11 protein-coding genes and 2 pseudogenes are annotated in these 13639 nt (G+C 69.3%); 1 reads left to right on the top strand and 12 read right to left on the bottom strand.

Annotation, left to right across the window (positions count from 1 at the left end; genetic code table 11):
* Positions 1–188: 188 nt before the first annotated feature.
* Positions 189–377 carry a hypothetical protein gene (locus tag ACSUPV_RS38845; protein WP_436949634.1) on the top strand — a complete coding sequence of 63 codons (189 nt, stop codon included), beginning with the start codon at positions 189–191 and terminating at the stop codon, positions 375–377.
* Between the two features lie 151 nt (positions 378–528).
* On the opposite strand, the gene ACSUPV_RS38840 is transcribed toward ACSUPV_RS38845, so the two are convergent.
* The 12 genes and pseudogenes from ACSUPV_RS38840 to ACSUPV_RS38785 all read right to left on the bottom strand — a co-directional run bounded on the left by ACSUPV_RS38840 (position 529) and on the right by ACSUPV_RS38785 (position 13356).
* On the bottom strand, positions 529–1161 hold the full coding sequence (locus ACSUPV_RS38840; protein ID WP_189943842.1) for a CoA transferase subunit B: 633 nt from the start codon (positions 1159–1161) through the stop codon (positions 529–531).
* A 6-nt stretch (positions 1162–1167) separates the two neighbouring features.
* On the bottom strand, positions 1168–1965 hold the full coding sequence (locus ACSUPV_RS38835) for a CoA transferase subunit A (protein ID WP_359787353.1): 798 nt from the start codon (positions 1963–1965) through the stop codon (positions 1168–1170).
* A gap of 48 nt (positions 1966–2013) precedes the next feature.
* A pseudogene (locus ACSUPV_RS38830) lies at positions 2014–2689 on the bottom strand (SDR family oxidoreductase).
* Positions 2650–4227, bottom strand: coding sequence for an AMP-binding protein (locus ACSUPV_RS38825; protein WP_436949633.1), 1578 nt, complete (start codon positions 4225–4227; stop codon positions 2650–2652). The pseudogene ACSUPV_RS38830 and the gene ACSUPV_RS38825 overlap by 40 nt, the downstream one beginning before the upstream one ends.
* Before the next feature lie 80 nt (positions 4228–4307).
* Positions 4308–5336 carry a dihydrodipicolinate reductase gene (locus ACSUPV_RS38820; RefSeq protein WP_436949632.1) on the bottom strand — a complete coding sequence of 343 codons (1029 nt, stop codon included), beginning with the start codon at positions 5334–5336 and terminating at the stop codon, positions 4308–4310.
* A 14-nt stretch (positions 5337–5350) separates the two neighbouring features.
* On the bottom strand, positions 5351–6856 hold the full coding sequence (locus ACSUPV_RS38815) for an aldehyde dehydrogenase family protein (RefSeq protein WP_436949631.1): 1506 nt from the start codon (positions 6854–6856) through the stop codon (positions 5351–5353).
* Positions 6857–6903: 47 nt separating this feature from the next.
* Positions 6904–7631: pseudogene (locus ACSUPV_RS38810) on the bottom strand (gamma-glutamyl-gamma-aminobutyrate hydrolase family protein).
* 56 nt (positions 7632–7687) lie between these two features.
* Positions 7688–8794: a Zn-dependent alcohol dehydrogenase gene (locus ACSUPV_RS38805; RefSeq protein ID WP_436949630.1), complete on the bottom strand. Its 1107-nt coding sequence runs from the start codon at positions 8792–8794 to the stop codon at positions 7688–7690.
* Positions 8794–10158 carry a glutamine synthetase family protein gene (locus ACSUPV_RS38800; RefSeq protein WP_436949629.1) on the bottom strand — a complete coding sequence of 455 codons (1365 nt, stop codon included), beginning with the start codon at positions 10156–10158 and terminating at the stop codon, positions 8794–8796. The genes ACSUPV_RS38805 and ACSUPV_RS38800 overlap by 1 nt, the downstream gene beginning before the upstream one ends.
* A gap of 1 nt (position 10159) precedes the next feature.
* Positions 10160–10786, bottom strand: a complete 627-nt coding sequence (locus ACSUPV_RS38795; RefSeq protein ID WP_436949628.1) for a hypothetical protein — start codon at positions 10784–10786, stop codon at positions 10160–10162.
* A 49-nt stretch (positions 10787–10835) separates the two neighbouring features.
* The gene (locus ACSUPV_RS38790) at positions 10836–12434 is read right to left on the bottom strand and encodes a flavin-containing monooxygenase (protein WP_436949627.1); all 1599 of its coding nucleotides are present in this window, start codon (positions 12432–12434) and stop codon (positions 10836–10838) included.
* A 55-nt stretch (positions 12435–12489) separates the two neighbouring features.
* The gene (locus ACSUPV_RS38785; RefSeq protein ID WP_436949626.1) at positions 12490–13356 is read right to left on the bottom strand and encodes a phytanoyl-CoA dioxygenase family protein; all 867 of its coding nucleotides are present in this window, start codon (positions 13354–13356) and stop codon (positions 12490–12492) included.
* Positions 13357–13639: the final 283 nt, after the last annotated feature.

The raw sequence follows: 13639 nt of genomic DNA, 5'->3' as shown, positions 1-13639 counted from the left end.
GCTCGGCGAGATCATGATCGAGACGATGAGGGCGCTGATCGCCGACCGGCACGCGGCACTGGACGCCGGCGGCGACGTGATCCGGCAACTGCGGCAGATGGTCGATGCGCATGTGCGCTACCACGCGGCTACGCCGAGGGTGAGTTCACCGTTGCGTAGCACGGCTCGCCTCGTACGCGATCCTCGACATGGGCATCGGCGTCGCGGCGTGGTTCCGCGCAGACGGACCGCACAGTGCCGAACAGATCGCGTACACGTACGCGGCCGAGGCCGCCGTCCTCGTCACCCACCGCGCCCGCCGCTACGGCCACGGCGCCGTGCTGCTCACCCACGGCTTCCCGCTGCCGCTGCCCCGGACTACAACGCGAGCGCCCTGATCCACCTCGTCCGGGAGGCCTGACGGCGGCCGGACCAGTACAGGGCCCCGCAGTTGGCCGGAGCGACTCGAATCCGGCCGTTGACGACCACGCGGCCTCGCCGCACCTGCGGTGCTGCCTGGTCGGGGATCATTGCGCAGACGTGTCCCGGCTACGGGCTGAGCAGGTTGGCGCCGGTGGCTTTGCGGACCTCGTCGGCGCTGACCCCGGGTGCCGTCTCACGGAGCACAAGGCCCTCACCAGTGACGTCGATGACGGCGAGGTCCGTGATGATCTGCTGCACGCAGCCCTTGCCGGTCAGCGGCAGGGTGCACTCGGGAACAATCTTGGGGCTGCCGTCCTTCGCTGTGTGCTCCATCATCACGATGACCCTCTTCGCCCCGTGGACCAGGTCCATGGCACCGCCCATGCCCTTGATCATCTTTCCGGGGATGGTCCAGTTCGCCAGATCCCCGTTGGCGGCCACCTGCATCGCGCCCAGGACCGCGACATCGATGTGGCCCCCGCGGATCATGCCGAAGGAGGAGGCCGAGTCGAAGAAGGACGCTCCCGGCAGGACAGTCACCGTTTCCTTGCCAGCATTGATCAGGTCCTCATCCACCTCGTCCTCATATGGATAAGGGCCCACGCCCAGGATGCCGTTCTCGGACTGCAGCACCAGGTGCACCCCGTTCCGCACGTAGTTGGGGACGAGAGTCGGCAGACCGATGCCCAGATTCACGTACTGCCCGTCGGCCAATTCGTGCGCGACTCGCGCCGCCAGTTCAACTCGCGACAATGCCATTGCAGTTCAACCTTCCATCGGCTGGTGACCGGGGCCGGATACGGGGGAGGCGGCGGCTCGCTCCCGGACGGTGCGCTTTTCTATTCCCTTGCCTGCTGTGCCGACCTCGACGACGCGCTGTACGAACACGCCGGGTGTGTGCACCTGCTCCGGATCGAGTTCGCCCGGCTCGACCAACTCCTCGACCTCAGCGATCGTGATCCGGCCGGCCATGGCGCACAGCGGGTTGAAGTTCCTGGCCGAGGCGTCGAAGACCAGGTTGCCGTGCCGATCACCCTTGGCCGCGCGTACCAGCGCGAAATCGGTGACGATCCCCTCTTCCAGCACGTACTCCTGGCCGCGGAACCCCCGAGTCTCCTTCGCCGGCGACGCCACCGCCACCGAGCCGTCGGCGTTGTAGCGCCACGGGAGACCGCCATCAGCGACCAGAGTGCCTACTCCCGCCGGGGTGTAGAACGCCGGAATCCCTGAACCTCCCGCTCGTAGCCGCTCGGCCAACGTGCCCTGCGGTGTCAGCTCGACCTCCAGCTCACCGGCCAGATACTGACGTGCGAACTCCTTGTTCTCGCCGACATAGGACGACACGGTGCGGCGGATCCTGCCCGCTCGGAGCAGGACGCCCAGTCCAGCCCCGTCAACGCCACAGTTGTTGGACACCGTTTCGAGATCGGTCGCGCCGACCGCGAACAATGCGTCGATCAGTACCCGCGGTATGCCGCACAGCCCGAACCCGCCGACCGCCACCGAGGAACCTGACCGTATGTCGGCCACGGCCTCAGCTGCGGAACCGATCGTCTTGTCCATATCTACGCCTTTCTCTCGCCTTCGTGATCCGGCCTTTCAAGGGCTGACTCATCTCGCGCTCCAGCCGCCGTCGAGGGTGAAGCTGCTGCCGTTGGCCATTCCGGCTTTCTCACCGCAGAGCCAGAGGACCAGGTCGGCGACCTCTGTCGGCTCAGCGAGCCGTTTCACGGCACTCTCTCCGAGGAAGATGCTCTCCACGACCTCGTTCTCGCTGATGCCGTGCGCCTGCGCCTGGTCGGCGATCTGCTTGTCGACGAGAGGAGTCCGCACGTAGCCCGGGCTCACACAGGTGCTCGTCACGCCGCGACCGCCGCGCTCGAGGGCGATCACCTTGGACAGACCCTCCAGCCCGTGCTTGGCTGAAGGGCGCCTCCAGCATCAGCGTGAGCATCCGCCGGAACGTCTCGGGCGGGAAGTCCTCGATCGGGGGGACGTGCTGGAACCCGGCGTTGTTGACGAGGATGTCGTAGTCCAGGGAGAGGCTGTCGAGCGCTCCCGTGTCGGTGCGGTACAGGACCCACGGCTCTCCGCCGATCTCCTCGGCGATACCGGCAGCCGACCGCGAGTCCACATCGGCAACGGTCACCTTCGCGTCGGCACCTGCCAACGCTCGGGCTACGGCGGCACCGATACCGCTTCCCGCGCCGGTGACAAGCCCCCCGTCGGACGAGGAGTCCGCACCGTTCAGCCGGCCCCGTTGACCGACTGTCCGGCAGTGGCCCAGGCTCGGTCCCGCAGGACGAACTTCTGGATCTTGCCGGTTGACGTCTTGGGGAGCGTGCCGAACACGACGTACTTCGGCGCCTTGAAACGGGCGAGCCGGTTCTTGACGTGCTCGATGAGTTCGGCCTGCGTGGCCGCCTTGCCGGCGTGCAGGGTGACGTAGGCGGCGGGGACCTCGCCCCAGCGTTCGTCCGGGACAGCGATCACCGCGGCCTCCAGGACGGCCGGATGCTCACAGAGGGCCTGTTCCACCTCGACGCTGGCGATGTTCTCGCCGCCGGAGATGATGACGTCCTTGCTGCGGTCCCGCAGCTCGATGTATCCGTCGGGGTGGATCACCCCGAGGTCGCCGGTGCGGAACCAGCCGTCGGGGGAGGCCTTTTCGGTTGCGGCCGGGTCCTTGAAGTAGCCGAGCATGACGTTGTTGCCGCGCAGCGCGATCTCTCCCACCGACGCGCCGTCGCGCGGGACGTCGGCGCCGTTCGCCGCGACGACGCGGACCGCGCAGGAGATCATGTTCCCCACGCCCTGCCGGGCCTTCAGCCGGGCCTGCTGGTGGGTGTCGAGCCCGTTCCACTCGGGACGCCAGTCGCAGATCATCGCCGGACCAAACGTCTCCGTGAGCCCGTACAAGTGGGTGACGTCGAAGCCCAGCTCCGCCATCCGCCGCAGGATCGCCGGACTGGGCGGGGCCCCGCCGGTGGCTATCCGCACGGCCGGGGCGACGGGGGCTGCCTCCGGTGCGTACGCGATCATCGACAGCACGGTCGGGGCCCCGTTGAGATGGGTGACGCCCTCATCGCGGATGAGCCGCCAGATCTCGGCCGGGTCGACCTTCGGCAGGCACACGTGGGTGGCCGCCGCGGCGGTCACCGCCCAGGGGAAGCACCAGCCGTTGCAGTGGAACATCGGAAGTGTCCACAAGTGCACGGCCGTTGGCGACAGCCCTGTGTGACCCACCATGGCCAGCGCCTGCAGGTAGGCGCCGCGATGGTGGTACATGACGCCCTTGGGACTGCCGGTCGTGCCGGAGGTGTAGTTGACCGCCAGCAGGGCCCGCTCGTCCTGCGGAGTGATCGCGTGCGGGACGGCGTCGGCGAGCAGCGACTCGTACGTTCCGTTGTCGCCCTCGCCCGCTCTGATTCGTACCGGTGGCGCGGTGAGTAGCGCGAGGGCGGCGTCGACGAGGCCGTCGAAGGCCGGGTCGTGGATCAGCACCGCCGCCTCTGAGTGCTCCAGGATGTACGCGATCTCCCGGGCGGACAGCCGGGTGTTCACCGCGACGAGCGGCACCCCGGCCCAGGGCACGCCGAAGTGGGCCTCCAGCAGGACATGGGTGTTCGGCGCCAGCACGGCCACCGGGCGCCCGCCGGCCAGCGGGGTGAGCGCTCCGGCCAGGCGACGGCACCGGTCGTGCAGTTGCGCGTACGTCCACCGCTGGTCGACGTCCACCACCGCGAGTCGGTCGCCGTGTGCGGCGGCCGCACGGTCCAGGTAGGAAACGGGTGTGAGCGGTTCGAACGACAGGTCACCGGGCATCGGGTGAACCTCCTCTCGTATTCACGGTGCGGCGGATCCCGGTCCCGTCCGGGAGTGACCACAGATCGGGGATCGGCTTCTCAGCGGCGCCAGGCGCCCTTGCTGGCAAGGGCGGCGACGGGAAGGTCGGCCATGGTCCGCAAGCCCGGCGCGGCCCCGACGGCAGCGACCACGGCGTTGCTCGCCACGGCCACGGTGGACAGGAAGCTCTCGTATCCGCCCGGCACCCTGACCTCGACGGTCTGCTCGTCACCTTCGATGACGCAGGCGTCGCCGTCCTCCATGGGGTCGCCGGGCTGGAAGAGTCCGAAGTGGATGCCGAGTTCGATGACGGCCTCACCGCCGCTCAGCCCACGTGCGCCGTGCAGCACGGCGGCCACCGTCCCCGGCTCGATCCGGATGTGCTCGCCGCTTCGTGGCTCGGCGGCCAGCAGCGCGGGGCGGGGCGCATCGACGACGATCTCGTCCAGGTCCCAGCCGAGACCGGCCGCCAGCGCCGCCACCGACTGCTCGAAGCCGACATGCCCGATCACCCGGCCGGCGCCCTGCTCGGCTGCGAAGCGCTCCTCGGTCAGGCCCAGCCCGAATTTCGCCAGGATGGCGCCGTAGCGCGACATGTCGGCGGTGCGCCGGATCCGCACCCGCCGCACCCGCTGGGTCAGGCTGCTCAGCAGCAGCGGCAGGGTGTCCATGATCATGCCCGGGTTGCAGCCGGTGCCGAGCACCGCGACCCCGTGTTCCACCGCGAGCTTGTCGAGCCGGCCGGAGACCTCGGGATGGCTGAGGAACGGATGACCGAGTTCCTCGCAGATGCTCACCACGTTCACCCCCCGCCGCACCAGCGCCGACAGCACCGGCTCGACAGCGTCCAGCATCGAGGTGGTGGCAACCATCGCGACATCGGCCAAGGGCAGTACGTCGGGGGCCGCGACGACGGCGGTCCCGGACGGCGTGCCGCCCAGCAACTCTCCGAGATCGCGGCCGACCCGCTCCGGGGAGATGTCCGCCGCCCCGACCAGCGTGCAGTCCCTGCGGCCCGCCAGCGCCCGCCCGATCGCCAGGCCGGTGGCTCCCAGCCCTACCAGAGCAATGCGCGTGGTGTCCGTCATGTGTCCGCCTTTCATCATGTGAGAGCGATCCAGGTGGTCTTCAGGGCGGTGAACTTCTCCAGGCCGTGGACGCTCTTGTCGGAGCCGTGGCCGGAGAGTTTGCGCCCGCCGAAGGGCACGGACGAGTCGCCCTCCTCGAAGCAGTTGACCCACACCACGCCCGCCTCGATGGCACGGGACATGCGGTGGGCGCGGGCGAGGTCGGCGGTCCACACTGAGGAACCGAGGCCGTAGTCCGAGTTGTTCGCGATCCGGACGGCCGACTCCTCGTCGGAGAAGGTGAGTACGGACAGCACCGGCCCGAAGATCTCGTGCTGGGCGAGCCGGCTGTCGGGGTCGACGTCCACGAACACGGCCGGGTCCACGTACCAGCCGGGGCCGGTGCGCGGACTGTCGGAGCCGTGGACCAGCTTGGCCCCGCTTCTGATGCCCGAGGTGACTTCGGCGAGGACCTCGCGGCGGTGCCGTTCGCTGGAGAGCGGGCCGAACTGGGTCGCCGGGTCGAGCGGGTCGCCGATGCGAAGTGCTGCCAGGTGCTCGACCACGCCCGCGACGACGGTGTCCCGGACCGACTCGTGGACGATCAGCCGCGATCCGGCGGTGCACATCTGGCCGGAGTTGAAGTGGATCGCCCAGGCGGCCGTCTCGATGGCCTTCGCCATGTCCGGCGCGTCCGGAAAGATGATGTTCGGCGACTTCCCGCCGAGCTCCAGCCACACCGGCTTGGCGTTGGACTCGGCCGCGTACCCCAGCAGTTGCTTGCCGACGTCGGTGGAGCCGGTGAACGTCAGGGTCGCGACGTCGGGGTGCCGCCCCAGTGCGGCGCCGGTCACCGACCCGCTGCCGGTGACGACCTGGAACACCCCGGCCGGCACACCGGCCTGGTGCGCCAGTTCGGCTGCCCGCAGCATGGACAGCGGCGACTGGCTGGCAGGCTTGAGCACGACGCTGTTGCCCGCGACCAGCGCGGCGGGCACCTTGAAGGTCGACAGTGTCATGGGGAAGTTCCACGGGGTGATCGCGGCGATCACCCCGAGGGGTTCCCGGGTGACCAGGGCCACCGCCTCGCCGCGGCCCCGCGGTGACTCGTCCATCAGCTTGTCGGCGAGTTCGCCGTACCACCGGATGAGGTTGATCGTGGTGCGCAGTTCCACGGACCGGGCCGTGACGACCGGCTTGCCCATCTCCATGGCCACCAGGAGCGCGAGTTCGTCCCGGTGCCGGTCCAGCAGATCGGCCCAGCGGATCAGGATCTCGCCCCGCTCACGGGGCTCGAGCCCCGCCCAGCGGCGGTCCAGGAAGGCCTGCCGGGCACCCCGGACTGCTCGGTCGACATCGCCTTCGTCAGCGGCCGGAAGGTGTACGAGAACCGAGCCGTCACGTGGCGTGACCAGCGGCAGGGTGGCTCCGCCCCGGGCTTGCGCCCACTCACCGTCCACCCACATGGCCGCCGGAAGGCGGGTGGATTCCAGCAGGTCCAGCCAGTCCTGCCGCGTCGTCGGCGTCGGAGTCCGCGTCATGATCAACACCATTCTCTGGTCGGCGGGGGTTTCGTTTGCTGTCCCGGTCAGCGGGGCTGTCCGGTGGAGACCGACTGCCCGGCGCGCCGCTGGAGCGCCTGCCCGGCGGCGTCGACCAGCCAGCCGAAGACCGGGTCCGGCGTCTGCTGCCACTCGGGGTGCCATTGCACACCGAGTACGGGATAGCCGGGCATCTCGGTGCACTCGACGACGCCGTCGGCGGCGCGTCCGGACACCGCCAGCCCGTTTCCGCAGACCTCGACGGCCTGGTGGTGCCAGGAGTTGACCTGCGCGAGGGAGCCGTAGATCGACGCGGCCAGCGAGCCGGGAGAGAACCGCACGACGTGGTCGCCGGCCCCGTCGGTGAGGGCTGCCTGCCCCGAGTAGTGCTCGACGACGCTCGGGGTATGTCGGCGACGAGCCGCCCGCCGAAGGCGACGTTGAGCAGTTGGTGGCCCCGGCACACCCCGAGCACGGGCACACTCGCGGCGACCGCGCCGTGGATCAGCAGGGCCTCGTAGGCGTCCCGCTCGATGTCGTGGGCCATGCTGTTCAGCCGCGGGTCCGCGCCGGTCGCCTCCCCCGCGTCGCCGCCCCAGCGGTTGGGATGGATGTCCTGGCCGCCGGTGACGAGCAGGCCGTCCAGGCGGCGCATCGTCTCGATGGACCCTGCCTCGAAGGGCAGGTGCACCGGGATGCCGCCCGCTTCGGCGACACAGCGGGCGTAGTCGGAGAAGTACTGGTCGACATGACGGCCGGCGTATCTGGCGTCCATGCCGCTGAGCAGGCTCGCGCTCAGCCGGCGGCCGGTGATACCGATGAGGGGTCGCATCAGACCTCCCCGATGTCGGCGACCACGCGGGTCGCCCGTCCTTGGGCCAGCAGTTCGAAGCCCTCGTTGATCCCGGCGAGCGTGACGTGCTCGGACACCATGTCGTCAAGCAGCAGCCGGCCCTGGAGATAGAGGTCGACGTAGCGCGGGATATCCGTCTTGAACTGGTTCGAGCCCATGAAGGAGCCCTGCAGGCGCTTCTCCTGAAGGAACAGTTCCGGCCCGCTGACCCGGATCGGCGTGTGCTCCGGCACCATGCCGACGACCGTGGCGAGTCCGCCAGGGCGCAGCATCGCGAAGGCCTGCTCCACCGTCGTACTCCGCCCGACCGCCTCGAAGGCGAAGTCGGCGCCGCCGCCGGTGATTTCGCGTACGGCCTCGACCGGGTCGGACTCGCCCGCGTGCAGGGCGTGCGTGGCGCCGAACCGCTCGGCTGCCTTGAGCTTCTCCGGGATCAGGTCCACGGCGATGATCTGCGTCGCGCCCGCGATCCTGGCGCCCTGGATGGCGGCCGTGCCGATCCCGCCGGTGCCGATCACCACCACGCTGCTGCCCGGCTCCACGCGGGCGCCGCGGAAGACCGCGCCCAGACCCGTGGTCACCGCGCAGCCGAGGATGCTTGCCGGGGCCATCGGCATGTCGGAAGGGATCCGTACGAGGGCGTTTTGATGGACCACCATCGCCTGGGCGAAGGCGCCGATCCCCGCCGTCGGCCGCACCGGGCGCCCGGCGGCGTTCACCAGTCGGGGGCCGGGCCGCTGGTGGGAGAGCCGGGACCGGTTCTCGCACAGCGTGAGGCGGCCGCCGGTGCAGTAGCGGCATCGGCCGCAGAAGACCGACAGACAGGTGACGACGTGGTCGCCGACCCGCAGCCCCACCACATTGGCCCCCGTCGCCTCCACCACACCCGATGCCTCGTGACCGAGCACGATCGGCGGTTCTGACGCGAAGGTTCCGTCGATCTCGTGCAGGTCCGAGTGGCACAGGCCTGCGCTGACCACCCGTACCAGGACCTCGTCCGGTCCCGGCACATCGAGCCTCAGCTTCTCGATCTCCAGCCGGCCGGGCGCGGCGTTCAGTACCGCCGCGTCGACGAGCGCCGTCATCACGGCAGCTCGAAGTAGCGGTTGGACTCCCACGTGGTCAGGTCGGCGTCGGGGTCGCCGCCGGTGGTGTGGAACTGCAGCCACTCCCAGCGCCGGGTGCCCAGCCAGTAGTCGACGAGATCCTGCCCCAGCACGCCCGCCAGCAGCTCGTCGGCTTCCAGCGCGGCGGCGGCCTTGCTGATGCTGTCCGGGATCCTCGCCGTCCCCGGGGGCAGGCACCAGGCCATCTGCTCGAACGGTGCCGGCGGGTCGATCTTGCCCTCCAGGCCGGCCAGACCGCCGGCCAGCACCGCCGCGAGTACGAGGTAGATGTTCGCGTCCGCGCCCGGGGTCCGGTACTCCAGCCGGGAGTACTTCGGGTGACCGGTCACGGCGCGGACGGCCGCGCTCTTGTTGGCGATACCCCAGGTGACCGTGGTCGGGGGGCCGTCGAGGTCGACCAGGCGGCGGTAGGAGGTGATCTGCGGCAGCGCGAAGGATGTCGCTCCCGGCAGAGTGGCCATGACGCCACCGAGAAAGTGGGTCATGACCTTCGAGGGGCCGGACTCCTCGTAGAAGACGTTCTGTCCGTCCTGCTCCAGGGATACGTTGACGTGTGACGCCTGCCCGTAGCCGGCCGTCGGCTTGGCCATGAAGGTGACGCAGTGGTCCAGTCCGAACGCCACTTCGCGCATGACCTGCCGGGTGCGGGCCCAGGAGTCGGCGACGGTCACGGGGTCGGCCGGAGCGAGGTTGAGCTCGATCTGACCTGCGGCGGCCTCGTCGTTCCACGCCTCCCAGTCGATGCCGAGCTCGTCCAGCCGGCGGGCGACCGCCGACATGTAGTCGTCCCAGTCCTTGGACTTGGCGAGGTGGTACGCCGATCCCGCGGCCCCGCCCAGCGGAGTCAGGTCCTGGTAGTTCTTCCGGCGGGCCTCGTGGATGGACTCCTCGAAGACCGTGGCCTCGATCTCGATCGCCACCTTGGCCCGGTAGCCCAGGCCGTCCAGCCGGTCCGTCAGGCGGCGCAGGGTGTTGCGCGGACAGGCCGGGAGCGGCTGCCCCTCCTTGTCCCGGAAATCGCCGAGGACGGCCGCGCGCCCCGGAGCCCATTCGACGATGGTCGAGGGGTCCAGGTGCAGCAGGATGTCGGGCAGGTCGCCACGCCAGGACGGCATGGCGAAACCGAACTGCGGGACGTTGCCCAGGTCGAGGCCGAAGGCCACGTCGGCGAACGCGAAGCCGGACGTCAGGCCGGACTCCAGCTTGCGCGGCGAGATGTATTTCCCGATGAACGACCCTTCGAGGTTGGTGCCCTCGACCCTGACGGAGGTGATCTTCCGCTCGCGGAGCCAGTTACCGATGTTCTCAGGCGTGTCAAGCATGTCAGGCACGGAACCTCACCTTCAGGGACGCGCCGGCCATCACGGACAGCTGGGGAAGGGTGCCGCGGATGGACACGGCTCCGGTGAAGACCGCGTCGAGGAAGGTATCGGTCCCCGTGAACACCCGGGCGAGCGTGTGGGAAGGGCCGCTGATCACGTAACGCGGCAGACCGTCACCGAGTACGTACTCGCTCTGCTCGTCCTCGCAGGTGACCACGAGTTGCGCGGGCATCCCCGGATCCGAGCCGGTGAACTCCCAGAAGCCGGTGGCGGCGTCCCGCCACGGTGGCAGCGGCGGTTCCAGCACGCTGTGCACGGCGTCGGCCAGGAGCGCCGTCGGTTCGTATCCCTGTACCTCGACGATGGTGAAGCGGTCCGCGAGATCCACGATGAGCACGAGATCGCGATCGGCGGCGGCCCCGTGGTCGACCCTGGCCTCGCCGTCGGCGAAGCGGATCGTCACCGCCTGGGGGTCGTCCTTCGACCGCACGACGACGGTGCCGCTCAGGCCCCGCAGCACCGGCAGCAGCTCCGGGACACGGGCGCTGGCACGAAGCGTCCGTGCGACCGACAGCACCAGCGGAGTGGGATCGTCCTCGGTTACGACAGAGACAGCCGATCGGGTCATGGCCGGCACTTCCTGTTCATGGTCAACTGGTCAACTCACTCGTGGGGTTTCAGGCGGCCGGAATCGTCGTCGCGGACGCGGCAGCGGCGGTGCGGGAAAAGATCGGCGCCCGGGTGATGAGGTGATAGTTCTTCGGGTCGAAGCGCCGGGTGCGCCACCAGTACTCGGCGTTCGTGCCCGGCCACAGGGTGTCGATCCGGCCGCCCTCGCCCTGGTACCAGCCCTGGCAGCCGGAGCCGTAGACGCTCCCGGCCAGCCGGCTCTGCGTCTTCCAGTACGAGCGGCGCTGCACGTCGAGCCGTACGTCCAGCGCGGACAGCCCGCGCCGGCGCATCAGCTCCAGCGCGCCGGTGATGTACCGGACCTGGCACTCGATCATGAAGGCGTACGATCCCGCGCCGATCGCGGTGTTGGGCCCGGAGATCAAGAAGAGGTTCGGGTAGCCGGAGACGGTGATACCCAGGTGGGTCTGGGCGCCGTCCGACCACGCGTCGTGGAGTTCGGTCCCGCCGGTGCCGAAGACCTTCATCGGCATGAAGCCCTCGACCGCGAAGCCGGTATTGAAGACGATGGTGTCGACCGGCCGCTCCACGCCGTCCGGACCGACCACCGAGCGGGGCCGCACTTCGGTCAGCGCGCTGGGGATCAGCTCCACGTTCTCCCGCAGCAGCGCCGGGTACCAGTCGTCGGACATGATGCGCCGCTTGCACCCGACGCTGTAGTCAGGGGTGACCGCCCGGCGCAGCTCCGGGTCCGGGATCGAACGCTCGATGAAGTCCTCGGCGTACCGCTGCTGCTTGCCGACCGTCTCGTTCTGCTTCTCGAAGGCGTACGCCACCTTGTCGTTGCCCCAGAAGCGGCGCCAGCGCTGCGCCTTGAGCACGAACGGCACGTGCCGGTAGACCGCCGCCTCGATCCGGCCGATCGGCCGGTCGTCGCGCGGGAACACCCAAGGCGCGGAGCGCTGGTAGACGTACACCTGCTCCGCGTCCCGGGCGATGCACGGCACGAGCTGTGCGGCGCTCGCACCGCTGCCGATGGCGGCGATACGGCGCCCCGAGGCGTCGAAGGAGGCGTCCCACTCGGCCGAGTGCAGTACCTGGCCCTCGAACTGGTCCAGGCCGGAGATGCTGGGGATGGCCGGTGTGCTGAGGTGCCCAGTCGCGTTGACGACGACGTTCGCGGTGTACGTCGCGCCCGAGCGGGTGGAGATCTGCCACAGCTGCTCGTTCTCGGCGTACCGCATCTCCGTGACGTCGGTGCCGAACCTGATGTGGCGGCGGATGCCGTACTTCTCCGACAGGCCGATCAGGTACCGCTGAAGCTCGGCGCCGCCGGCGTACAGGCGGGACCAGCCGGGGTTCGGCTCGAAGGACAGCGAGTACTGGAGGATTGACGTGTCGACGGCGATCCCGGGGTAGGTGTTCGCCCGCCAGGTGCCGCCGACCTCCTCGGCACGCTCAAGGACAGCCAGGGAGTCGACCCCTATCCCCTTGAGCTTGATCGCGGCACAGATCCCGCCCATCCCGGAGCCGATGACGACGACCGCGTAGTGGCCGCCCGGCGCGGGGTCGGTGTGCCGGCTCCGGCTCTGGCCGGGTACCGAGTCCGGTCGGCCCAGTTGCGCCGTCGCGCGAGCGAGATCCATGTGTCTGTTCCTCTCAGTGTCCGGGCGGGGCAGGCTTTTGCCGTCGGGGGGCCGGTCAGAGCTTCAGGTACTCGGCCAGCTCGGCGTAGTCGACCTGCCACAGGCCCGGGCAGCCCTTGGGGTACTGGGACCGGAAGCCGAGCAGGCGCTGCACCCGCTCAGGCAGCGACCGGACGAGCTCGTGGTCGACGATGAAGGGGTACGCCTCCTCCGGGGTGAGGAAGCTGGGCTGGAAGGCCCAGGCCACACCGCGCCGGTAGAAGTCCGTCGTCCGGTTCTGGCCGCCGCCGTGGACGACCTTGCCGCTGATGAACAGCACGTCGCCGCTCTTCATCTCGGCGGGGATCGTCATCTCCGGGTTGCCGCGGTCCTCGTAGTCCGGCCAGTGGTTGCTGCCGGGGATGACGCGCGTGGCACCGTTCTCCTCGGTGAAGTCGGTCAGCGCGACCAGAAAGTTGATCATTGCCTCGGGGCCGGCCGGCCCCATGCCGATGAACGGGTGGTAGTTCTCCAGATCACGGTGGAGCGGCTGCGCCTTGTTCCCCGGCCCGATCTCGATCACCTGCGCGGTGTTCATCCAGTACGCCCCGGACTCTTCCAGGAATACCGCGTCCGCCAGGGCGGCGACGATCTCGTGGTTGAGGATCTCCTCGCGGAAGGTCTTGCTCAGCATGACGAGGTTGGTGAGCCGCTTGGTGTTCTTGCCGTGGAAGTCGGCGATGCCCTCGTCACCGGGGTTCTTGGCGCCTGGCTCCAGGGCGTGCATCGCCGGGTCGATCTCGGCGTTGAAGCGGCGGACCTGGTCCTGGGACAACAGCTGCTGGATGATCACCCCGCCGTCCTCGGACACGATGGCCAGAATGTCGGCGACCGGAGTCGCTGCCGGGACGGAGCGCAGTTTCACGTTCGTGCTGGTGGTCATCTCGTACCCCTTGTGCATACCGGGTGGGCGGTTGAAGGGACGTGCGGGGAGGCTCGGATACCGGCTGACGGGGTGCCGGCGTGGGACAAGGAGGTCGGGCGAGCCATTTTTGGTCGTAAGACCAAGTCCGATGACCACATCGTGGCGCTGGTATGAACTGATGTCAACGGTCGATGTGGCGGAAATTCGAGAGCGTCCCAGCCCCGTAACCTGGGGGTACCAGTGGATCCAGGAGGGGCTGGGCGAAGCGCCGGACCCGGGTGACACTCTTCGGTTGCGACGC

Source organism: Streptomyces sp. SudanB52_2052 (assembly GCF_964272415.1).
Lineage (GTDB): Bacteria > Actinomycetota > Actinomycetes > Streptomycetales > Streptomycetaceae > Streptomyces > Streptomyces olindensis.
Note: the sequence above shows the minus strand (reverse complement) of the source record. Positions and strands in the feature narration are given on the sequence as shown.